General features: G+C 74.4%; 21 protein-coding genes. 9 read left to right on the top strand and 12 right to left on the bottom strand.

Annotated features, from left to right (window positions below):
- Window positions 1-154 precede the first annotated feature (154 nt).
- Complete coding sequence (locus tag PHY01_RS25065) at window positions 155-751, bottom strand: hypothetical protein (protein ID WP_141282588.1); 597 nt, start codon at window positions 749-751, stop codon at window positions 155-157.
- Window positions 752-1,059: 308 nt separating this feature from the next.
- Entirely contained in the window at window positions 1,060-3,969 is a 2,910-nt protein-coding gene (uvrA, locus tag PHY01_RS25060; protein WP_141282586.1) for an excinuclease ABC subunit UvrA, read from the bottom strand.
- A gap of 433 nt (window positions 3,970-4,402) precedes the next feature.
- Between uvrA and PHY01_RS25055 the strand changes: the two genes are divergently transcribed.
- Window positions 4,403-4,807 (top strand): OsmC family protein, encoded by a 405-nt coding sequence (locus PHY01_RS25055; protein ID WP_170183973.1) that lies wholly within the window; start codon window positions 4,403-4,405, stop codon window positions 4,805-4,807.
- Here the strand turns inward: PHY01_RS25055 and PHY01_RS25050 are convergent, their stop codons facing one another.
- Genes PHY01_RS25050 through PHY01_RS25035 form a run of 4 tightly spaced genes read right to left on the bottom strand, consistent with a single transcriptional unit; the run spans window position 4,808 to window position 7,761 of the window.
- On the bottom strand, window positions 4,808-6,379 hold the full coding sequence (locus PHY01_RS25050) for a polyamine aminopropyltransferase (RefSeq protein WP_141282582.1): 1,572 nt from the start codon (window positions 6,377-6,379) through the stop codon (window positions 4,808-4,810). It lies immediately after the preceding gene.
- Between the two features lie 19 nt (window positions 6,380-6,398).
- Window positions 6,399-6,842 (bottom strand): DUF350 domain-containing protein, encoded by a 444-nt coding sequence (locus PHY01_RS25045; RefSeq protein ID WP_141282580.1) that lies wholly within the window; start codon window positions 6,840-6,842, stop codon window positions 6,399-6,401.
- 14 nt (window positions 6,843-6,856) lie between these two features.
- The gene (locus PHY01_RS25040) at window positions 6,857-7,264 is read right to left on the bottom strand and encodes a DUF4247 domain-containing protein (RefSeq protein ID WP_141282578.1); all 408 of its coding nucleotides are present in this window, start codon (window positions 7,262-7,264) and stop codon (window positions 6,857-6,859) included.
- Window positions 7,261-7,761, bottom strand: coding sequence for a DUF2617 family protein (locus PHY01_RS25035; protein WP_141282576.1), 501 nt, complete (start codon window positions 7,759-7,761; stop codon window positions 7,261-7,263). The genes PHY01_RS25040 and PHY01_RS25035 overlap by 4 nt, the downstream gene beginning before the upstream one ends.
- 155 nt (window positions 7,762-7,916) lie before the next feature.
- Here PHY01_RS25035 and PHY01_RS25030 point away from each other — a divergent pair, with 155 nt between their 5' ends.
- The gene (locus PHY01_RS25030; protein ID WP_141282574.1) at window positions 7,917-8,690 is read left to right on the top strand and encodes a sporulation protein; all 774 of its coding nucleotides are present in this window, start codon (window positions 7,917-7,919) and stop codon (window positions 8,688-8,690) included.
- Between the two features lie 9 nt (window positions 8,691-8,699).
- Here PHY01_RS25030 and PHY01_RS25025 read toward each other — a convergent pair whose 3' ends face one another.
- Genes PHY01_RS25025 through PHY01_RS25005 form a run of 5 tightly spaced genes read right to left on the bottom strand, consistent with a single transcriptional unit; the run spans window position 8,700 to window position 13,197 of the window.
- Entirely contained in the window at window positions 8,700-9,398 is a 699-nt protein-coding gene (locus tag PHY01_RS25025) for an ABC transporter ATP-binding protein (protein WP_141282572.1), read from the bottom strand.
- Entirely contained in the window at window positions 9,395-10,153 is a 759-nt protein-coding gene (locus PHY01_RS25020; RefSeq protein ID WP_141282570.1) for an ABC transporter ATP-binding protein, read from the bottom strand. The genes PHY01_RS25025 and PHY01_RS25020 overlap by 4 nt, the downstream gene beginning before the upstream one ends.
- A complete protein-coding gene (locus tag PHY01_RS25015; protein ID WP_141282568.1) occupies window positions 10,150-11,118 on the bottom strand; it encodes a branched-chain amino acid ABC transporter permease in 969 nt (322 codons plus the stop codon). Before PHY01_RS25015 ends, PHY01_RS25020 begins: the two co-directional genes overlap by 4 nt.
- Window positions 11,115-11,972, bottom strand: a complete 858-nt coding sequence (locus PHY01_RS25010) for a branched-chain amino acid ABC transporter permease (RefSeq protein WP_141282566.1) — start codon at window positions 11,970-11,972, stop codon at window positions 11,115-11,117. Before PHY01_RS25010 ends, PHY01_RS25015 begins: the two co-directional genes overlap by 4 nt.
- Window positions 11,973-11,976: 4 nt before the next feature.
- Window positions 11,977-13,197, bottom strand: a complete 1,221-nt coding sequence (locus PHY01_RS25005; protein WP_141282564.1) for an ABC transporter substrate-binding protein — start codon at window positions 13,195-13,197, stop codon at window positions 11,977-11,979.
- Window positions 13,198-13,342: 145 nt separating this feature from the next.
- Between PHY01_RS25005 and PHY01_RS25000 the strand changes: the two genes are divergently transcribed.
- Window positions 13,343-14,029: an MBL fold metallo-hydrolase gene (locus PHY01_RS25000; RefSeq protein WP_141282562.1), complete on the top strand. Its 687-nt coding sequence runs from the start codon at window positions 13,343-13,345 to the stop codon at window positions 14,027-14,029.
- 22 nt (window positions 14,030-14,051) lie between these two features.
- Here PHY01_RS25000 and PHY01_RS24995 read toward each other — a convergent pair whose 3' ends face one another.
- Window positions 14,052-14,351 carry a hypothetical protein gene (locus PHY01_RS24995; protein WP_141282560.1) on the bottom strand — a complete coding sequence of 100 codons (300 nt, stop codon included), beginning with the start codon at window positions 14,349-14,351 and terminating at the stop codon, window positions 14,052-14,054.
- Window positions 14,352-14,686: 335 nt separating this feature from the next.
- On the opposite strand from PHY01_RS24995, the gene PHY01_RS24990 reads away from it, so the two are divergent.
- The 6 genes from PHY01_RS24990 to PHY01_RS24965 all read left to right on the top strand — a co-directional run bounded on the left by PHY01_RS24990 (window position 14,687) and on the right by PHY01_RS24965 (window position 21,835).
- Entirely contained in the window at window positions 14,687-15,553 is an 867-nt protein-coding gene (locus PHY01_RS24990; protein ID WP_141282558.1) for an ABC transporter permease, read from the top strand.
- Entirely contained in the window at window positions 15,550-16,332 is a 783-nt protein-coding gene (locus tag PHY01_RS24985; RefSeq protein WP_141282556.1) for an ABC transporter ATP-binding protein, read from the top strand. Before PHY01_RS24990 ends, PHY01_RS24985 begins: the two co-directional genes overlap by 4 nt.
- A complete protein-coding gene (locus PHY01_RS24980) occupies window positions 16,329-17,072 on the top strand; it encodes an ABC transporter permease (protein ID WP_141282553.1) in 744 nt (247 codons plus the stop codon). The genes PHY01_RS24985 and PHY01_RS24980 overlap by 4 nt, the downstream gene beginning before the upstream one ends.
- A gap of 11 nt (window positions 17,073-17,083) precedes the next feature.
- Complete coding sequence (locus tag PHY01_RS24975) at window positions 17,084-18,217, top strand: ABC transporter substrate-binding protein (protein ID WP_141282551.1); 1,134 nt, start codon at window positions 17,084-17,086, stop codon at window positions 18,215-18,217.
- A gap of 148 nt (window positions 18,218-18,365) precedes the next feature.
- Entirely contained in the window at window positions 18,366-19,604 is a 1,239-nt protein-coding gene (locus tag PHY01_RS24970) for an LCP family protein (RefSeq protein WP_141282549.1), read from the top strand.
- Window positions 19,605-19,777: 173 nt separating this feature from the next.
- Window positions 19,778-21,835 carry a S9 family peptidase gene (locus tag PHY01_RS24965; RefSeq protein ID WP_141282547.1) on the top strand — a complete coding sequence of 686 codons (2,058 nt, stop codon included), beginning with the start codon at window positions 19,778-19,780 and terminating at the stop codon, window positions 21,833-21,835.
- Window positions 21,836-21,930 lie beyond the last annotated feature (95 nt).

The following is a 21,930-nucleotide window of genomic DNA, read 5'->3' as shown; positions in this document are numbered from 1 at the left end:
AATGTGCGGCCCCAGCCTCATGTGCGGCCCCAGCCTCATGTGCGGCCCCAGCCTCGTGTGCGGCCCGAGTCTCAAGTGCCGCCCGCAAACTGCGCCGCGCCCGGTTCGACGGCGGCGCCGAGATCCTGCCGGTCGAGGACGCGTTCTTCCGCTTCTACCGGCTGGCCTGATCCGCGCGGTCGAGCCAGCGGCGCAGCTCGGCCGTCCCGACCGACACCACGCCCGTGGCGGGCGATCCGTAGTAGCGGTGCCAGCCCGAGTGCACGGTGCAGGCCAGGCGCCGCCGGCGCAGGTAGACCAGTACCCGCCGGTCGACCATCGCGATCACGTGCGTGCACCCGTGCTCGGCGGCGACGTCCGCCGCGGCCCGCAGCATCTGCTCGAAGACGCGGCGGTTGCGGAAGCGCCTGCGGACCGCCGTGGTGAGGACGTCGAGGAACACCACCGGTGCGGCGCCCGCCAGCTCGGCCCGCAGGTCGACCCCGAACGGTGGCGCCCCGGCGTCCTCCAGGCTGAGCGAGGCGAGCGGCCCCGGCAGGCCCAGGCGCATCATCCCGGCCCAGCCGCCGGCGCGGACGAGCACGATCCGGGTCTGCGGGAGGTGCGCGGCGTAGTAGGACCGCAGGTTCTCGGCGGTCTCGCCGAAGCGCGCCCTGAACACCCCCGCCTCGATGCGTTCGGCCACCCCGAGCGCTTCGGGGAACGGGGGTTCGGTGGCGGGGAACGCGAGGCAGTCGAGCGTGTCCGTCATGCCGTGTCACCCGCTCATCCCGCCCACCCCGCGCGGGCCCACCCCTCTGTAACAGTGTTTCCACGAGGGGTCCACCGTCGTGTGCCGGCTCCGCCGAACGCCGCGACACCGCACCTGGGCAGCGGATCACCCGGTGACCGCGCGTGATCGATGACCGCTCCCGCGGCGGTACCGACCCGGAGCCGGCAACCGTCCCGTCCGGCGCCCGCACCCCGGGTCCCGCTCGCCGTCCCGGGTCGCGCACGCCCCCGGGGCCGCGCGAAACCCGTCAGCGCGCGCGAACCCGGGTCGGTGTACGACCCGGTCCGTCAGCGGGCGGCGGCCGCCCGGCGCCGGCGGGCGGGGGCCTTCCGGGGCTCCTCGGGCGTGACCAGACCCTTCAGGAACTGTCCCGTGTAGCTCGTGGGGTGCGCGGCGATCTGCTCCGGGGTGCCCTGCGCGACGACCGTGCCGCCGCCCGAGCCGCCCTCCGGGCCCATGTCGATGACCCAGTCGCTGGTCTTGATCACGTCGAGGTTGTGCTCGATGACCAGCACCGAGTTGCCCTTGTCGACCAGCCCGTTGATGACGAGCAGCAGCTTGCGGATGTCCTCGAAGTGCAGGCCGGTGGTGGGCTCGTCGAGGATGTAGATCGTGCGGCCGTTCGACCGCTTCTGCAGCTCCGACGCCAGCTTCACCCGCTGGGCCTCGCCGCCGGACAGCGTGGGCGCGGGCTGGCCGAGCCGCACGTACCCGAGCCCGACGTCGACCAGCGTGCGCAGGTAGCGGCTGATCGAGTTGATCGGGGCGAAGAACTCCGCGCCCTCCTCGATCGGCATGTCGAGCACGTCGGCGACGGTCTTGCCCTTGTAGTGCACCTCGAGCGTCTCGCGGTTGTAGCGGGCGCCCTTGCAGACCTCGCAGGGCACGTAGACGTCGGGCAGGAAGTTCATCTCGATCTTGATCGTGCCGTCGCCGGAGCACGCCTCGCAGCGCCCGCCCTTGACGTTGAAGGAGAACCGGCCGGGCTGGTACCCGCGGACCTTGGCCTCGGTGGTGGAGGCGAACAGCTTGCGCACCTGGTCCCACACGCCGGTGTAGGTGGCCGGGTTGGACCGCGGGGTGCGGCCGATCGGGCTCTGGTCGACGCGCACGAGCTTGTCGAGCCCGTCGAGCCCGGTGATCCGGGTGTGCCGGCCCGGCACCTGGCGGGCGCCGTTGAGCTTGTTGGCCAGCACCGTGGCCAGGATGTCGTTGACCAGCGTGGACTTGCCCGACCCGGACACCCCGGTGATCGAGACCAGCGCGCCGAGCGGGATGTCGACGTCGATGCCGCGCAGGTTGTGCTCCCGCGCGCCGACGATCGTGACCTTGCGGTCCGGGTCGATCGCACGCCGCGTCGCCGGCACCGGGATCGAGCGGCGCCCGGACAGGTACGCGCCGGTGATCGAGGTGTCGTGCGACTCCAGCTCGGCGACCGGGCCGCTGTGCACGATGTGCCCGCCGTGCTCCCCCGCGCCCGGGCCGATGTCGACGGCCCAGTCGGACGCGCGGATGGTGTCCTCGTCGTGCTCGACGACGATCAGCGTGTTGCCCAGGTCGCGGAGCCGGACCAGCGTCTGGATCAGGCGGCGGTTGTCGCGCTGGTGCAGCCCGATCGACGGCTCGTCGAGGACGTAGAGCACCCCGACCAGCCCGGACCCGATCTGCGTGGCCAGCCGGATGCGCTGGGCCTCCCCGCCGGACAGCGAGCCTGCGGCGCGGTCGAGCGAGAGGTAGTGCAGGCCCACGTCGAGCAGGAACCCCAGCCGCGCCTGCACCTCCTTGAGGATGGAGCCCGCGATGATCGTCTGGCGCTGGTCGAGCACCATGCCACCGAGGAACTCCGAGCACTCCGCCACCGACATCGCGGAGATCTCGGCGATCGAGCGCTCACCGTGCTCGCGGTGGGTGAGGGTGACGGCGAGAACCTCGGGCCGCAGCCGCGCGCCCCGGCAGACCGGGCACGGCACGTCGCGCATGTAGCCCTCGTAGCGTTCGCGCTGCGAGTCGGACTCCGTCTGGTCGAGCCGGCGCTCCAGGAACGGGATGACGCCCTCGTAGGCCGCGTAGTAGGACCGCTCCCGGCCGTAGCGGTTGCGGTAGCGCACGTGCACCTGGTCGTCGCTGCCGTGCAGCACGGCCTTCTGCTCGGCGGCCGACAGCTTGCGCCACGGGGTGTCCATCCGGAACCCGACGGCGCTCGCCAGCCCTTCCAGCAGCCGCCCGAAGTACTCCGCCGACTGCCCCGACGACCATGGCGCGATGGCCCCGCCGGCCAGGCTCGCGTCGGGGTCGGGGATCACCAGCTCGGGATCGACCTCCTTCTTGATCCCGATGCCGCCGCACTCCGGGCAGGCGCCGTAGGGGGAGTTGAAGGAGAACGTGCGGGGCTCCAGCTCGTCGAGCGCGAGCGGGTGCCCGTTGGGGCACGACATCCGCTCGGAGAACCGGACCTCGCGGTGCGGGTCGTCCTCGGGCAGGTCGACGAAGTCGAGCACGACGAGTCCGTCGGCCAGCCGCAGCGCCGTCTCGACCGAGTCGGTGAGCCGCTGCTTGGCCGATCCCTTGACGGTGAGCCGGTCGACCACCACGGAGATGTCGTGCTTCTCCTGCTTCTTGAGCTTCGGCGGGTCGGCGAGCTGGTACACCGTGCCGTCGACGAGCACGCGCGAGTAGCCCTGCGTCTGGAGCTGGGAGAACAGGTCGACGAACTCGCCCTTGCGGGTGCGCACGACCGGGGCCAGCACCTGGAACCGGGCGCCCTCCTCCATGGCGAGGACCTGGTCGACGATCTGCTGCGGCGTCTGCTTCTCGATCACGTGCCCGCAGACCGGGCAGTGCGGGACGCCGGCGCGGGCGTAGAGCAGGCGCAGGTAGTCGTAGACCTCGGTGATCGTGCCGACGGTGGAGCGCGGGTTGCGGTTGGTGGACTTCTGGTCGATCGACACCGCGGGCGAGAGCCCCTCGATGAAGTCGACGTCGGGCTTGTCCATCTGGCCGAGGAACTGGCGCGCGTACGCCGAGAGCGACTCGACGTAGCGGCGCTGGCCCTCGGCGAAGATCGTGTCGAACGCCAGGCTGGACTTGCCCGAGCCGGAGAGCCCGGTGAACACGACCATGCTGTCGCGCGGCAGGTCGAGGTCGACGCCGCGCAGGTTGTGCTCGCGGGCGCCGCGCACGATCAGTCGATCCGCCACGAATGGCCTCCTGGGATCCGGGGAGGGGCGAAACGGCGGTGCTCTCGCCGGTCTCCCCATGCTAGGCACGGGCACCGACAACCACGCGCCGACGCCGAGGATCGCACAGACGTTCGAGAAGGCGCCCGCCGGGATTCCGCGCCCGGGCGGAACCGCAGGTCATCCGGGCCCCGGCCCGCGTCGGCGGCGATCGACGCCGCTGTCCGGTCCCCGTGCCCCGATCGTACGCGACGGCGACCGGTCGCCGGGGTGCGCCGGGCGGCCACGGGCCCGGACGTGCTCGTCCCCCGTCCCCGGACGCCGGACGCCGGGCACCGCACCGGCGCGGCGCCGCCCGGACGGGCTCATGATCACCGGTTGGGCGCGTTCCCGGTGGGATCCCGCCGGGAACGCGCCCAACTGACGATCATGGCCCCGGGCTACCCTGCGCGACGTGGGAGAGCCGAACGTCTGGTCCACCGCCCGTCTCGCCGACGGGGACGGCCGGTACGCCGACGTCGACGTCAACGGCTTCTCGCTGCACTGCGAGATCCCGGCCGACAGTGGTCCCGAACCGGCCGGGGCGACCCCGTTCGGGCTGCTCGCGGCCTCGCTGTCGTCGTGCACGGTGATGTCGGTGCGCACGTTCCTGCGGCGCTGGCACGTCCCGCCCGGCGACGTCGAGGTGCGGGTCGCGGTGCAGGGCGGGCCGAGCCCGATGCTGGTGCGCACGGTCACCGTCGTCGCGGCCGTGGAGCCGGACCTGCGCGAGCAGCTCTCCGCGGAGGTCGACAACACCCCCGTCACCCGGCTGCTGCGCGACGCCGTGCCGATCCGCACGGTGCTGCGCACCGGCTGATCAGCGCGCGTACCCGGCCCGGGTGTCGTCGACGATCAGTGGCCGGTCCAGGGTGGAGGGCTCCAGGTCCAGTCGCGGCCGGTCGCGCGGGAACACCGCCGCCGCCGCGAGCCCGGCGTCGTCGAGGAACCGCAGCTCCGGGGCTCGTGGCGACAGCGCGAGCGGCGGCGGCCCACCGGCCTGCGCGAGGGTGAAGCCCCAGTCGCCGAAGCTGGGCACGTGCACGTGGTACGGCGTGACGCCGAGCCCGGCCGACGCGACCGTCGACACCGTCCGCCAGTACGCCTGCGGTGTCGAGTACGGGCTGCCCGACTGCACGACGAGCTGCCCGCCGGGGGCCAGCACGCGGGCGACCAGCCCGTAGAACTCGGTGGAGTACAGGCGCCCCAGCGTGGGGGTGTCCGGGTCGGGCAGGTCGACGACCACGGCATCGAACCCGGCGGTGCCGTCGCCCGCCCGCCCGGCGTCGCGCAGCCAGCGGAACCCGTCGTCGACGACCAGCCGCACGCGCGGGTCGTCCAGGGCGTGGTGGTTGATCTCGGCGAGCCGGGTGCGCGCCAGGTCGAGGACGGCCGGGTCCAGCTCGACCTGCACCACCTCGGTCACCGACGGGTGCCGCAGCAGCTCCCGCGCCGCCAGGCCGTCGCCGCCGCCGAGCACCAGTACCCGCGACGGGTCGCGCGACAGGACCGGGTGCACCAGCGCCTCGGTGTAGCGGTGCTCGTCGACCGAGGAGAACTGCAGGTCGCCGTCGAGGTAGAGGCGCAGGTCCGGGCCCCGCTGCGTGAGCACGATCTGCTGGTAGGCCGAGGTCAGGTCGGCGACGACGGGGTCGGCGTAGAGCCGTTGGCGCGACGTCTCGACGATGTCCTGCGCCTGCACCAGCAGCACGGCGAGGACCGTCGCGGCGACCAGCAGCGCCGCCGTGGCCAGCGCCCGCGCCCGCACCCCCAGCCGCCCGCGCAGCACGAACGCCGCGACGACGGCGGCCGCCACGAGGTTGACCATGCCGGTGACCGCCGACCCGCGGATCTGCCCCACCAGCGGCAGCAGCACGAACGGCCAGGCCAGGCCGCCGACGAGCGCTCCGGCGTAGTCGGCGGCGTTGAGGTCGGCGACCAGCCGCCCGGCCGAGCGCCCGTCGCCGGCGAGCAGCGTCATCAGCAGCGGCACCTCGGCGCCGACCAGGACGCCGATGACGGCCGTGGCGAGCACGAGCACGGCGCTGCTGGTGCCGTGGAAGGAGAAGGCGACGTAGAGCGCGGTCGCCGAGAGCCCGCCGACCACGCCGAGCACGATCTCCAGTGCGACGAACGCCGGGGCCGCGTGGGCGAGCAGCGGCTTGGCCGCCAGCGCCCCGACGCCCAGCGCCGCGACGAACCCGGCCACGATCAGCGAGGTGACCGCGATCCCGCCACCGGCGAGGGTGACGGCCAGGGTGAGCAGGACCAGCTCGTAGACCAGCCCGCAGGCCGCGCACACCGCCACCGCGGCCAGCAGCAGCGGGCGGGCCCGCCGCGACCCCAGCGGCGGCGCGCCGTCGGGGACGGCGAGGACCGGGGGCGCGGTCACGCCGTCACGACCCGCCGCCTCATGACAGGGCCGCCGCGTTCACCGCCCCGATCGCGAGCAGGCTCGACCCGACCGCCCACGCGGCGCCGCTCATCCGCGGCTCGGTGACCAGCGCGCGCAGGTGCCCGGGCACGAACGCGTCGAGCAGCCGCAGCGCCACACCCTGGAGCACCACGCCGAGCAGGCCGTAGACCAGCGAGTCGACCAGACCCTGGCCCAGCGAGTCGTCGCTGGTCAGGATGGCCGTGACGACGATCAGCGCCAGCGCGAGGTGGTTGGCCGCGAGCAGGATCGCGGCGTTGGGGTTGCGGTCGGTGTAGACCTGCCGGCGCAGGTTGCCCGGCGTCAGCACGTCGAGCACGACGAAGCCCAGCGCCAGCACGGCGAAGCCGATGACGAAGTACAGCAGGGTGGCGAGGACGCCCTGGCCGAGCAGGCCGGCGTCCACGGATCCGAACTCCATGGCGAAGATCATCCTCACTTCACGTCGTCGTCGTCATCGTCGGTGGCGGCGGGGGAACCGGGGGTGAAGCCCTGGCCGAGGTAGGCGTACGAGCCGTCCCGGTAGGCGCCGTCGAGGTCCTCGACCCGGACGGTGCTGCCGCCGCTCGCCGGGCTGACCACGACGATGTCGTCGTCGTAGCGCAGGTACTCGCTGCCCGCGTCGCTCGCCTGTGCCGCGGGCGGGACGGCCCCGGCGATCTGCGAGGTCGCGGCGGCGACGGGGGCCGCGGCCAGGTAGGTGCTGGTGTCGCCGGACTCGCTCTGCTCGTCGAAGGTGTCCTCGAGGAAGCCGCGCACGTCCGAGCCCGCGCCGCAGCCGGTCAGCAGGGCGAGGGCGAGGGCCGCTCCGGCGACGTGGCGCCTCGCCGCGTGGTGGTTCACGGTGTCCACCTGCTCCGCGTCGTCACGATCACGCCCTCCTCGGGTCCGGGGTAGAGATGCCAGGTGCGCCAGGTCCAGCCGCCGTCCAGGGCGGCACCGGTCAGTGCGGTGAGTGCGGCACCGTCGCCGGGGAACGCGCCGCACACCCAGTCGGCCCCGCCGGCGCGGGTGCGCAGGTGCGCGGCCGTGGCCGAGAGCTCGGCCGCGGGGACCGTCCGGGCGTCCGACGTCAGCCGGTACGCCCCGGCCCGGGTGCTGCGCGGCAGCGGCCGCCCGCCCGCCGCGACGGCGTCGCAGGAGACCTGCTCGGTCAGCCGCCCGCCGCCGGACGTGGCCGTGACGGCGTGCGACGCGCCCAGCACGCCCAGTACCAGCCGGTCGTCGCCGTGGCGCAGCACGAGCTCGGCGAGCGTCGGCGGCGCGGGGGCGTCGAGGAGCAGGCCGAGTGCGGCGGCGTCGACGTCGCGGGGCAGCACCCGGAGGCGGTGCAGCGTCATCGTTCGTCCCCCATGGTCATGCGGTCCCGGGACGGTACCGGGCGCGACGGTGATCGTCACCCGTCCGAGATCGGGACGACACCGTAGTTCCACCACTCCGTGACGGGTGGAAACCCCCTCCCCGGGGCCCGCGGACCGGTCTACGGTTCGCCGCCATGGTGTTCAAGAGGCTCAAGGCACGGTTCGGCGGCGGGACGACGATCGACACGGTGGTGCACACGGGGCTCGCCCGTCCGGGTGGCGTCGTCGAGGGTGTCGTCGAGGTCGTGGGCGGGGAGTTCGAGCAGGAGATCTCCTACGTCGAGATGGTCCTGCAGGCCCGCGTGGAGGTGGAGACCGACGACGGCGAGCACTCCGCGGACCGCCGATTCGGCGGGCAGCGGGTGCACGGCCCGTTCACCCTGCACCCCGGGGAGCGGCGGTCGCTGCCGTTCGCGGTCGGGCTGCCGCTGCAGACCCCGTTCACCGTGCTCGGCCCGCACGAGCTGCCGAAGGTGCGGCTCGGGCTGCGCACCGAGCTGGAGATCGCGCGGTCCACGGACAAGACCGACCTCGACCCGATCCGGGTGGGCGCGCCGCCGGTGGCCGACCGGATCTGCGCCGCCCTGGAGCGGATCGGCTGCCGGTTCCTGCGGTCGGACCTGGAGCAGACCCGCGTGCCCGGCGCCGAGCTGGGCTTCGTGCAGGAGGTGGAGTTCGCCCCGCCGCACGGCACCAACATGTCCGAGGTCGAGGTGGTCTTCCTGGTCGGGCCGCACGCCACCGACGTGCTGCTCGTGGGCGACCGGAAGGCCGGCGGTTTCTTCGACGGCGGCGGCGACACCACCCAGCGGTTCACCGTCGGGCACGACGCGCTCGGGCACGACTGGGAGGGCGAGCTGCAGTCCCGCCTCGCCGAGCTCGGCCGCCGCCGGGGCCTGTTCGGGTAGGCGCGCCGCTCAGGCCACCCCGAGCAGGCGCTGGGCGGTGTCGGGGTCGCGCCGGAACTCGGCGGTCGGCACCCGGTGCACGATCTCTCCGCGGGCCATCACCGCCACCTCGTCGGCCACCCCGAACGCCAGGTGCAGGTCCTGCTCCACCAGCAGCACCGCCACACCCTCGGACCGCATCGTGGTGACCACCGCCGCGATCTGCTCGACGATCGCGGGCGCGAGACCGTCGGACGGCTCGTCGAGCAGCACCACCCGCGGGTTGGTCAGCAGCGCGCGGGCGACGGCGAGCATCTGCTGCTCGCCGCCGGAGAGCTGCCCGGCGAGCTGCCTGCGCCGCTCCCGCAGCCGCGGCAGCAGGTCGAGGATGCCGTCGACGGTCCACGTCCCCTTCCGGGACCGGGACGCGAGCGCGAGGTGCTCCCCCACCGTCAGCGTCGACCACACCCGGCGGCCCTGCGGCACCAGCGCCACCCCGGCCCGCGCGATGACGTCGGCACGCCGACCGGCCAGCTCCACCCCGTCGACGGTGATCGAGCCCGACGTCACGGGCACGAGCCCGGCCAGGGTCATGACCAGCGTCGACTTGCCGGCCCCGTTGCGCCCGAGCAGGGCCAGGGTGGCACCGGAGGCCAGGTCGAGGTCGACGCCGCCGAGCACCGCGCTGCGGTCGTAGCCCGAGACCAGGCCCCGCACGGAGAGGGTCATCGCGTGAACAGCTCCTCGCGGCGGCCCGCGCCGAGGTAGGCCTCGCGGACGGCGTCGCTGGCCCGCACGTCGGCCGGGGTGCCCGAGAGCAGCACCCGGCCCAGGTGCAGGACGGTGACGGCGTCGGCGAGGGCGAAGACCAGGTCCAGGTCGTGCTCGACGAACAGCACGGTGATCTCCTCCGGCAGCCCGGAGAGCAGCTCGACGAGCCGGGCCCGCTCGGCCGGGGACATGCCCGCGGCGGGCTCGTCGAGCAGGAACAGCGTCGGGCGGCAGGCCAGGGCCAGCGCGACCTCCAGCTGCTTGCGCTCGCCGTGGGACAGGGCGGGCACGGGCGTGTCGCCGCGCCCGCCGAGCCCGACGCCGGTCAGCGACTCCTGCGCCCGCTCCCGCAGCGCGGGGTCGCGGCGCGGCCACGGGGTGATCCGCGACCCGTCGTGGCGCCGCAGCGCGAGCACCACCGTCTCGGCCGCGGTCATCGACCCGAACAGGCTGGAGTGCTGCAGCGTCTGGCTCATCCCCAGCCGGCTGCGGCGCACCTCCGACAGGCCGGTGACGTCGCGCCCGGCCAGCTCGACCCGCCCGGTGTCGGCCCGCAGCGTGCCGGTGACCAGCTTGAACAGCGTCGACTTCCCGGCCCCGTTCGGGCCGATCAGGGCGTGCCGGGCGCCCGGTTCGACGACCAGGTCGACGTCGTCGACGGCCTTGAGGGCGCCGAACGCCCGCCCGACGCCGGTGCAGGTGAGCGCGCTCAACGGGTCCTCCCCAGCAGCCCGGCCGCCCCGCGGGGCAGCAGGTAGACCACGGCGACGAACACGATCCCCAGCACCAGCGGGCCGTGCCCGTCCAGGGTGGGGCCCAGCGCGTCGCGGACGACGACCACCAGCGCCGCGCCCAGGCACGCCCCCCACAGCGACCCGGCCCCGCCGATGACGACGGCGAGCAGCATCAGCGAGGAGATGAGGAACCCGACGTCGGCGGTGGACACCAGCCGCTGCTGCGCCACCAGCAGCGACCCGGCCATCCCCGCGACGCCCCCGGCCAGCACGAACACCGCGTACTTGTACAGCGAGGTCGAGTAGCCCAGCGCGCGCATCCGCGGCTCGTTGTCGCGGATGCCGCGCAGCGCGTCACCGAAGGGCGACCGCGCCACCGTCCAGACCAGCGCGAACCCGAGCGCCGCGACCAGCAGCACGTACCAGTGGGTGAACCCGGCGTTGGCCAGCGGCTGCCCCGCGATGCGCACCGCGGGCACGCCGGTGAGGCCGTTCGCGCCGCCCGTCACCGACTCCCAGGTGTTGGCGACCTGACCGACCAGCTCGCCGATGGCGAGGGTCAGCATCAGGAAGAAGACCCCGGCCGAGCGGGCGGTGATCCAGCCGGTCGACGCCGCCGCGAGCGCCCCCACACCCGCCCCGACCAGCAGCGGCACCGGCGCCTCGGCGGTGACGTGGATCGAGGTCCAGCCCGCCGCGTACGCCCCGGAGCCGAAGTAGGCGGCGTGCCCGAGCGAGGGCAGCCCGGTGACGCCGACGAGCAGGTCGAGGCTGACGGCGAACAGCGCGAACACCAGCACCCGGCTCAGCGTCGAGGTGGCGAACGGGGCCAGGAACAGCGGTGCGGCGGCCAGCACGACGAGCACCGCGATCGCGACCCAGCGGCCGTACCCGCGCCGGGCCGCCGGGGTGGCCGGGACGACGGACGGTTCGACGGCGGTCACCGGGCCACCGCCCGGGTGCCGAACAGGCCCTGCGGCCGCACCACCAGCACCAGCGCGAGCGCGCCGAACAGCACGAACGAGGCGAAGTCGGGCAGCAGGACGCGGCCGACGGTGTCGATCTGCCCGATCACCAGCGCCCCCACCAGCGCGCCGCGCACCGACCCGAGCCCGCCGATCACGACGACGACGAGCGCGAGGATCAGCACCGTGGCGTCGAGGCCGGGGCGGGCGCCGTAGATCGGACCGCCCAGCACGCCCGCCACCGTCGCCAGCACCGACCCGACCGCGAACACCGCGCCCTTGACGAGCCGGTTGTCGATCCCCAGCGTTGACACCATCTCCCGGTCGTCGACGGTGGCGCGCACCAGCGCGCCGACCCGCGTCCGGTCGACGACGAGGTAGACCGCCAGCGCCAGCACCGCGCCGATCACGATGATCAGCAGCCGGTAGGTGGGGTACACCGCGCCGAGCACCGTCACCGAGCCGTCGAGCCCCGGCGGGGCCGCCGCGGACAGCGGGTCGTCACCGAAGGTGATGATCAGCAGCTCCGCGGCGATCAGCGCGACGCCCAGGGTGAGCAGCGCCTGGTCCAGGTGCGAGCGCCTGCGCAGCGGCTCGGTCATCAGTGACAACAGCACCCCGCCGGCCAGCCCGCCCAGCGCGGCGAGCCCGAGTGCGCCGAGGAACCCGCCCCAGCTGCCGCCCAGTACCGCCCCGAGGTAGGCGCCGCCCAGGAACAGCGCGCCGTGCGCGAGGTTGAGGACGTCCATCATCCCGAACACGAGCGAGAGCCCGACCGCCAGGATGAACAGCAGGAACCCGATGGCGAAGCCGTTGAGGACGCTGACGAGCACGCGCTCAGCCCGGCTGGCTCTGCGGGCCGAGGTCCTCGACCACCGCGTTGACCAGCGTGCCGTTCGCGTCCTGCACGCTGCGCAGGTACATGTTCTGCCGCGGGGTCTGGCCGTCGAACTCCCAGGTGCCGCGCGGGCTGTCGTCGACGGCGCCGATCCCGCCCAGTGCGGCGGCCAGCGAGTCGCCGTCCAGCGCGGTGGCGGTGGCCAGCGCGCGGTTCAGCACGTTCGCGGCGTCCCAGGTCTGCACGGAGAACGTGCTCGGCGACTCCCCGTAGGCCGCGGTGTAGGCCTCCACGAACGCGGTGTTGGCCGGGTTGTCGAGCTGGTCGGTGTAGTGCAGCGTCGTCTGGACCCCGAGCGCGGCCTGGCCCTGCTGCGGCAGCACGCTGCCCTCGGTGAGGAACCCCGAGCCGTAGAGCGGGATCGACTGGGCGAGCCCGAACTGCGCGTACTGCTGCACGAAGGTGATCGCCTCGGCGCCGGAGAAGAAGCAGAAGGTGGCCCGCGCGCCGGAGGCCTGGATCGTCGACAGGAACGGCTGGTAGTCCGACGTGGTGCCGAACGGCGGCTTCGCCTCGCCCGCGATGGTGCCGCCGCCCGCGGTGTAGGCGGCCCTGAAGTTCTCGATGACCTCGGTGCCCGCCGCGTAGTCGGGGGCGATGAGGAAGACGCCCTCGGCGAAGCCGGTCTCGGCCAGGTGCGTGCCCATCGCGGCGGCGACCTGCCCGTTGGTGAACGAGGTGCGCCAGATGTAGGGCGTGGCCGCCGCGCCGGTGAGGCCCTCGGCGCCGGCGTTGGTGACGACGAGCAGCTTGCGCGACTCCGTCAGCAGGTCCTTGACGCCGAGCGCGGTGGCCGAGTTGACCAGGCCCACCACGACGTCCACGTCGTCCTGCTGGATCACCCGCTGCACGGCCGGGACGCCGGTCTGCGGGGTCTCCCCCTCGTCGACGGCGACGGTCTCGACGGTGTAGTCGCCGAACCGCCCGCCGTTGGACTCCAGCCACAGCTCCCAGCCGCGGGTCATGTCCTCCCCCAGGGAGGCGTAGACGCCGGACTGCGGCACGACCAGGCCGACCTTGATCGTCCCGCCACCCCCACCCGCGGCCGGGGCCGAGCCACCGCCGCCGACGCTGCTGCCGCACGCGGAGAGGACCGGCAGGGTCGCCGCCGCGCCGAACAGGGCGAGCAGACGGCGACGGGTCAGGGCGGGGTGCTCCATGACGGTACTCCTCGGTGAGCGGGCCGGTGGTGAAAAGTTCTACACAGGGGGAGCGAATCGGACGGATCGTGTAGTGCGGGGTGACGGGATGTCAACGCATCGCGTGACGACCGGAACCCGATCGTGACGCACTAGGCTGTCGTCCGTGGACGTCCTCGACACCTATTCCGGTCACACCGATCCCGGCGGGCCCGCGATCCGTCGCGTGCTCGACGCGCTCACCATCACCAAGCTGTCGGTGGGCCCGATGGACAACAACGCCTTCCTCCTGGTCTGCCGCGCCACGAACGAGGCGCTGCTGCTCGACGCCGCCAACGACGCCGACCGGCTCGCCGACCTGATCGGCTCGGGTGACGACCGCCCCGCGCTGAAGACGCTGGTCACCTCCCACCGGCACGCCGACCACTGGCAGGCCCTCGGCGCCGTCGCCGGCATGTTCCAGCCGCACCTGATCGCCCACCCGATCGACGCCCCCGAGCTGCCGGTCCCGATGGACGAGCTCGTCGAGCACGGCGACACGATCCGGTTCGGGCAGATCGAGCTGGAGGTCATCCACCTGCGCGGGCACACCCAGGGCTCGATCGCGCTGCTCTACCGCGACGCCGAGCACCCGCACCTGTTCAGCGCCGACTCCCTGTTCCCGGGCGGCCCCGGCCGCACCTGGTCCGAGGAGGACTACTGGTCGCTGGTGGCCGACCTCGAGGAGCGCGTGTTCGACGTCCTGCCCGACGACACCTGGGTCTACCCCGGCCACGGCGACGACACCACGCTCGGCAAGGAGCGCCCGTCGATCCCGGACTGGAAGGCGCAGGGCTGGGTGGACCAGAGCTGACCGTCCGTCCGTCGATCGGTCGCTACCGCGCGGACAGCTCGTAGGGCTCCAGGGACAGCACGGGTCGCTCGGCCGAGCCGAACCATGCGTGCAGCACGCCCTCCTCGACCCGTGCGTCCGGGGCCGGCATCTCTCCGCGCGACGCCGGCCAGGGCTCGGCGAGCACCTCGGCGAACACGTCCTGCACACCGCTGATCACGGCCCGGGCCGCCGTCTCCACCCGGCGCTCGTCCGCTCGCCCGGTGACGATCTCCGGGGCGGCCGATCCGCCGATCCAGGCACCACCGCGCAGCACGCGGACGCTCGCGCCCTCGTCCGTCACCCGTAGGCCCCGGGGGGCGACGGCGTCGAGTCGCGACGCGATGGCCCTCGCGAGGTCATGCGACGACACGTCCGTGAGCAACACCGACCTCCTGCTCCGGGGGGGGTTCGGGACGGTCCTCACCGTGGCACGGCGCGCCGCGCGTCGGTCGTGGACGGCGACCCGCCACCCGGACGAGTGACCCGGGCGCTCGGGCGAGGACGCCCGCCCACGGTCGTCGACCTGTGAGCCCGGCCGGGTCGCCGCCCGCCCCGAACGGCAACAGATGCGCAACGTCGTCGTCATGCGGGCTGCGCAGTCTTCCCTTTCACCTGATCGGGAAGGACCCTGCACGGATGGCGCGGTTACGCACGGCGGTCAGCGCGGTCGTCGCGTTCACCCTGTTGGTCGTGGCGTGGGAGCTGGCCAAGGCGGTGCTGCCCGAGGACGGGGTGCGCATCGGTGACACCCGGGTGCTCCCCCGCACCGACGACGCCGCGATGCCGCACGTGTGGACGGTGCTGGCCCGGTTCGGCGAGCCGGAGGTCGCGGGCGCCGCGGCCCAGCGGACGGTCGGCGAGGCCGTCGCGTCCGGCGCGCTGTTCACCCTCGGGCTGGCGCTGGGCGGGCTCGTCATCGGCGGGGTGCTGGGCGCGGTGCTGGCGCTGGCGATGGCCCGGTTCGGGCTGCTGGAGCGGGCGCTGCTGCCCTGGGTCGTGCTCTCCCAGACGGTGCCGCTGATCGCGATCGCGCCGCTCGTCGCCGGGTGGGGCGGGAAGATCGCGATCCTCGGCCAGCCCTGGCAGCCGTGGACCAGCGTCATGGTCATCTCCTCCTACCTCGCGTTCTTCCCGATCGCCGTCGGGATGCTGCGGGGGCTGACCTCGCCGCGCCGCGCCGACGTGGAGCTGTTCCGGTCGCTGGCCGCCGGCTGGTGGACGACGCTGCTGCGGCTGCGGCTGCCCGCGTCGGTGCCGCACCTGCTCCCGGCGGTCCGGCTCGCCGCGGCCGCGGCCGTCGTCGGGGCGATCGTCGCGGAGATCTCCACCGGCACCCGCGGCGGCGTGGGCCGGCTGATCATCGAGTACGCGCAGTCGGCCACCGGCGACCCGTCGCGGATGTACACCGCGATCCTGGGCGCCGCGGTCCTCGGGCTCGTCGCCGCCGCGGCCGTCGGGCTGCTGGATCTCGCGCTGCGCCGCTACCGCGGGAGCGTCGCGTGAGCGGGCCCGCCGTCGAGCTGGCCGGTGTGGACAAGGTGTTCGGGCCGGTCCGCGCGCTGGACGGCATCGAGCTGACGATCGGCGCGGGCGAGTTCGTCTCGCTGATCGGCCCGTCGGGATGCGGGAAGTCGACGCTGCTGCGCGTCGTCGCCGACCTGGAGCAGCCGACCGCGGGCACGGTGCGGGTCCGCGGCAAGCCGGCCGCGCAGGCCCGCCTCGACCAGGACTACGGCATCGCCTTCCAGCAGGCCGGGCTGCTGGAGTGGCGCAGCGTCGCGGAGAACGTCGAGCTCCCGCTGCACGTGCACGGGGTGCCGAGGGCGCAGCGCCGTGAGCGGGCCGCGGAGCTGCTGGAGATGGTGGGGCTCACCGAGTTCGCGCGGTCGCGGCCCGGGGAGCTCTCGGGCGGGATGCAGCAGCGGGTCGCGATCGCCCGCGCGCTCGCCCCGAAGCCGTCGCTGCTGCTGATGGACGAGCCGTTCGGCGCGCTCGACGAGATGACGCGCGAGCGGATGCAGGCCGAGCTGCTGCGCATCGCGGGCGAGACCCGCGCCGCCGTGCTGTTCGTGACGCACTCGATCCCCGAGGCGGTGGTGCTCTCCGACCGCGTCGTCGTCATGTCGCCGCGGCCCGGGCGGATCACCGAGGTCGTCGCCGGGCGGCGCCCCGGCTCCCGCCCCGACCTGGCCCCCGACGACGTCGAGGACGTCCGCGAGTCCGCCGCGTTCTTCACCGCGATCACCGACGTGCGCGAGGCCCTGCGCAAGGGGCACGGATGAGGACCTGGCTGCCGCCGCTGGCGTTCGGGGCGGGCGTGCTCGTCCTCTGGCAGGTGCTGGTGCTCGCCCTGGCCGTGCCGGCGTTCCTGCTGCCCGCGCCCACCGCGATCGCGGGGCAGGTCGGCGCGCAGTTCGGCGTCATCCTCCCCACCGCGGCGGTGACCGGGGGCAACGCGCTGGCCGGGCTCGTCGCCGGGTTCCTGCTCGGGGTGGCGCTGGCGCTGCTGGCGGCGTGGTCGCGACCGGTGCGCGAGCTGGCGACACCGGTCGTGCTGGCCGCGAGCGCGGTGCCGATCGTGGCGCTCGCCCCGGTGTTCACCACCCTGTTCGGCTCCACGACCGAGGTGCCGCGGCAGCTGGTCGTCACCGTGGTCGTGGTGGTGCCGGTCTTCGTCTCCACCACGCGTGGCCTGCGCCAGGTGCAGCCGGTGCACGCCGACCTGATGACGGCACTGGCGGCCACCCCGTGGCAGGCGTCGCGGTTCGTGCGGCTGCCCGGCGCGGTGCCCCACATCGTCACCGGGCTGCGCCTGGCCGCCCCGGCGGCGGTGATCGCCTCGATCGTCGCGGAGTACTTCGGCGGCCCGCAGAACGGGCTCGGCAGCCGGATCTCCTCCGCCGCGGCCAACACCGCCTACGCGCGGGCCTGGGCGTTCGTCGTCGCGGCGATCGCGCTCGGTCTGCTGTACCACCTCGCCGGGCTGCTCCTGGAGCGGCTCGTGACCCGTCCCCGGCAGTGAGGAGAGAGCGCATGTCCCGATTCCGAACGGCCCTCGCGGTGGCCGCCTCCGCGGTGGCGCTGGCCGCCTGCTCCACGGTCGCCGAGCCGTCGGCGGGCCCACCCGCCGACGGCGGGCTCACCCCGGTGTCGCTGCAGCTGCAGTGGTTCACGCAGGGCCAGTTCGCCGGCTACCTCGCGGCCGTCGACCAGGGCTTCTACGAGGCGCGGGGGCTCGACGTCGAGATCCTGGAGGGCGGGGTCGACATCGTCCCGCAGACGGTGCTCGCGCAGGGCCAGGCCGACTTCGCGATCGCCTGGGTGCCCAAGGCGCTCGCCTCGCGCGAGCAGGGTGCGGGGATCACCAACGTCGCCCAGGTGTTCCAGCGCTCGGGCACCTACCAGGTGTCCTTCGCCGACTCCGGCATCGCCGCACCCGCCGACCTCGCCGGCCGGCGCGTCGGGAACTGGGGCTTCGGCAACGAGTTCGAGCTGTTCGCGGGTATGACCGCCGCCGGGCTCAACCCGGCCGCGGACGTCACGCTGGTGCAGCAGCAGTTCGACATGGAGGCGCTGCTCTCCGGCGAGATCGACGCCGCGCAGGCCATGTCCTACAACGAGTACGCGCAGGTGCTGGAGGCCACGAACCCGGACACCGGCGCGCTCTACCAGCCGTCGGACTTCTCGGTGATCAACTGGGAGGACCAGGGCACCGCGATGCTGCAGGACGCGATCTGGGCCAACACCGAGCGCCTGGCCGACCCCGCCTACCAGGACACGACGACGCGGTTCGTCGCGGCGTCGCTGGAGGGCTGGGCCTACTGCCGCGACAACGTCGAGTCCTGCCGCGACATCGTCGTGGCCGCCGGGTCGACGCTGGGGGCCAGCCACCAGCTGTGGCAGGTCAACGAGGTCAACAAGCTGATCTGGCCGGCCCCCGCGGGTGCGGGCACGATCGACGAGGCCGCGTGGGCGCGCACCGTGCAGGTCGCGCGCACCGCCGTCAACGCCGACGGCCAGACGGTGATCACGGCCGACCCGGACGCCGACGCCTACACCAACACCTACGTGGAGCAGGCGCTGGAGCTGCTGCGCGCCGACGGCGTCGACGTGGAGGGCACGTCCTTCGCGCCGATCGAGGTCACCCTGAACCCCGGCGGCAGCTGAGGTTTCGTCGCAGGTCCGGCGCGGCCCGGACCTGCGGCGCGGGCGTCGGTCCGCCGGTACGGTTGGACCGACGCCCGTCGGCTGGGCCGTGTCCCCCCGCTGTCCGCCGGGTGTGGGTGACGTTCCGCGGGCGGTACGAGGGGACAGCATGATCGCCCGTCAGGTCGGCCTCGCGGTGCGCGGTGTCGTCGTGCTGGTCTCGGTCGCGGTGCTGGTCACCACCGGGTACTCGTGGGCGGTGTACCGCGAGGTGTCCGACGGGCTCGTCACCAGCGGCGCCCTCGGCGAGCAGGCCGCGCCGGGGCTCGACGAGGAGTTCACCGCGCTGCTGGTGGGCATCGACACGCGCACCGACGCCTCCGGCGACCCGCTGCCCCCCGAGGTGCTCGCCGAGCTGCGGGCGGGCGACGACGAGGGCCAGTTCAACACCGACACGATCATCCTGCTGCACGTCCCGGCCGGCACGACGGCGAGCGCGTCGGCGGTGTCGATCCCGCGCGACTCCTTCGTCGACATCGCGGGCGGGCTGGGCCGGCACAAGGTCAACTCCGCCTACCGGCGCGGGATGTCGGCCGCCGAGGACGAGCTGACGGCGCGCGGGCTCACCGGTGCCGCCCTCGAACGCGCCGCCCGCGAGGCCGGGCGGCGGACCCTGGTCGACACGGTCGAGAGCCTCACCGGCGTCGGCGTCGACCACTTCGCGGAGATCAACCTCGCCGGGTTCGTGGAGATCACCGACGCGATCGGGGGCGTCCCGGTGTGCCTCAACGCCGCCGTCCGCGAGGAGCGCTCGGGCATCGACCTGCCCGCGGGGCAGCAGATCGTCAGCGGCGGCGACGCGCTCGCGTTCGTCCGCCAGCGCCGCGACCTGCCCGCCGGTGACCTCGACCGCGTCACCCGCCAGCAGGCGTTCCTCGCCGGGCTGGCCCGCAGCGCCCTCGGCACCGGGGCGCTGGCCGACCCGGCGCGCGTCGACGCGCTGGTCGGGGCCGTCACCCGCTACGTCGTCCTCGACCGCGGCTGGGACCTCGACCGGCTCGTCGCCCAGCTCCGCCGCGCCTCCGGCGGGGACATCGCGTTCCTCACCGTCCCCACCGGCCGGCCGGACCTGCAGACCCCGGTCGACGGCGTGGCGGTCGAGATCGACCCCGACGCGGTGCGGGAGTTCGTCGCCGGGGTCGTCGGGGGCGCCGGACCGGGAGCGACACCGTCGGCGTCCCCGCCGCCCTCCGCCGCCCGCCTCTCCTCCCCCGACCCCTCCGCGCCCGACCCCTCCGCGCCCGACCCCTCCGCGCCCGCCCCTTCCGCGCCGGCGCCGCCCGGGACGACCGCGACGACCCCGGCGGACCGGCCGATCACCGCGGCGACCGTGCCCTGCGTCGACTGACCCCCGCGAGTCGGGACATCCACGCGACCGAGACGTCGTCCGCGTGCGACCGCGCCCCGCCGACGTCCGGGTCCCTCGCCCGCATCCGCGGTACATCTCGGTCGCACGGATGTCCCGACTCGCGGGGTGGGAGTGCCCGGTCGGCGGGCCGGGCGGCCGGGGAGACTGTCGGGGTGGTCGACTCCTTCCCCCGCCGCCAGGCCCGCACCCGACGCTTCACCCTCGGCGCCCCCCGCGGCCTGACCGTGTCCCCCGACGGCACCCGGGTGGTGTTCCTGCGCAGCCGGGGCGGTACCGACCCGGTCACCTGCATGTGGACGCTCGACGCCGCCACCGGGCGGGAGCACCTGGTGGCCGATCCCGTGGCGCTGGGCGACGACGGCGACCTGCCGCCCGAGGAGCGGGCCCGGCGCGAGCGCAGCCGGGAGCAGGCGGGCGGCATCGTCGGCTACTCCACGGACCGGTCGGTCTCCACGGCCGCGTTCACCCTGGCCGGGCAGCTGCACGTCGCCGACCTCGCCGGGGGGACCGCGCCCCGTGCACTCCCCTCCCCCGGTGGCGTGATCGACCCGCAGCCGGACCCGACGGGCCGCCGCGTCGGCTACGTGGCCGGGGGCGCGGTGCACGTCCACGACCTCGCCGACGGCACGACCACCACCGTCGCCGAGCCGGACGGCCCGGACGTCACCCACGGTCTCGCCGACTTCGTCGCGGCCGAGGAGATGGGCCGCATGCGCGGGTTCTGGTGGTCGCCCGACGGCGAGCGGCTGGCCGTGGCCCGCGTCGACACCACGCCGGTGCAGCGCTGGCACATCGCCGACCCCGAGCACCCCGCGCGCACCCCGGCCGTCGTCGCCTACCCGGCCGCGGGCACCGCGAACGCCGTGGTGACGCTGGAGCTGGTCGCGCTCGACGGCACCCGGGTCCCGGTGCGGCTGGACGGGGACGAGTACCTGGTCCGGGTCGCCTGGGGCACCCACGGCCTGCTCGTCACCACCGCCCCGCGCGACCAGACCGCCCTGCGCACCGCGCTCGTCGACCCCGCGACCGGCGCCGCGACGCCCCTGCACGAGCACACCGACCCGGCCTGGGTCGACGTCGTCCCCGGCGTGCCCGCGCACACCGCCTCGGGCGCGCTGGTCACGGTCGAGTCCCGCGAGGGCGCGCACCGGCTCGTCGTCGACGGCACGGCGGTGACCCCGCCCGCGGTGCAGGTGCGCGAGGTCGTCGACGTCGACGGCGACGTGGTGCTGTTCCGGGCGAGCACCGACCCCGTCTCGGTGGGGCTGTGGACGTGGGACGGCGACGGGCTCGCCGAAGTGGACACCTCGCCCGGCGTCCACGCGGGGCGCCGCGCGGGCGGCACCACCGTCGTCACCAGCGGCGACCTGCTCTCCGACGGCTCCCGCACGGTCGTCCGCAGCGCGGCGGGCGAGTTCCCCGTCACCTCGCTGGCCGAGCAGCCCGGCCTGACGCCCGCCGTCGCGCTGTACGAGGTCGGCGAGCGGGGGTTGCGCACCGCGGTGCTGCTACCGACCGGTCACACGCCGGGCACCCCGCTGCCGGTGCTGATGGACCCCTACGGCGGCCCGCACGCCCAGCGCGTCACCGCCCAGCGCGCGGCCTACCTGACCAGCCAGTGGTTCGCCGACCAGGGCTTCGCCGTCGTCGTCGTCGACGGCCGGGGCACGCCCGGGCGCGGGCCGGAGTTCGAGCGGGCGGTGCACGGCGACCTCGCCACGCCCGTGCTCGACGACCAGGTCGACGCGCTGCACGCCGTCGCCGCGCAGCACCCCGACCTGGACCTCTCCCGCGTCGGCATCCGCGGCTGGTCCTTCGGCGGCTACCTCGCCGCGCTCGCCGTGCTGCGTCGCCCCGACGTGTTCCACGCCGCCGTCGCGGGTGCGCCCGTCACCGACTGGGAGCTCTACGACACCCACTACACCGAGCGCTACCTGGGCCATCCCGCGCAGCACCCGGACGCCTACACGCGCTCGTCGCTGATCGCCGACGCCCCCGCGCTGACCCGCCCCCTGCTGCTGGTGCACGGCCTGGCCGACGACAACGTGGTGGCCGCGCACACGCTGCGGCTGTCCTCGGCACTGCTGGCCGCGGGCCGCCCGCACACCGTGCTGCCGCTGTCGGGCGTCACGCACATGACGCCGCAGGAGGTCGTCGCCGAGAACCTGCTGCTGCTGCAGGTGCGGTTCCTGCGGGACGCGCTCGGATAGCTCGGCCGCCGGGACGTGGACCCCGACCGGCCGACGGTGCCGCTGCATGGGTTCTGCGGCCCTCGGGGGCAGCGCAGGCGGCTCGGCGCCTAGGG

Origin of the sequence: Pseudonocardia hydrocarbonoxydans, from assembly GCF_006539565.1 — a bacterium.
Lineage (GTDB): Bacteria > Actinomycetota > Actinomycetes > Mycobacteriales > Pseudonocardiaceae > Pseudonocardia > Pseudonocardia hydrocarbonoxydans.
The sequence above is the reverse complement of the archived record's forward strand: the minus strand, read 5'-3'. Positions and strand labels throughout refer to the sequence as shown.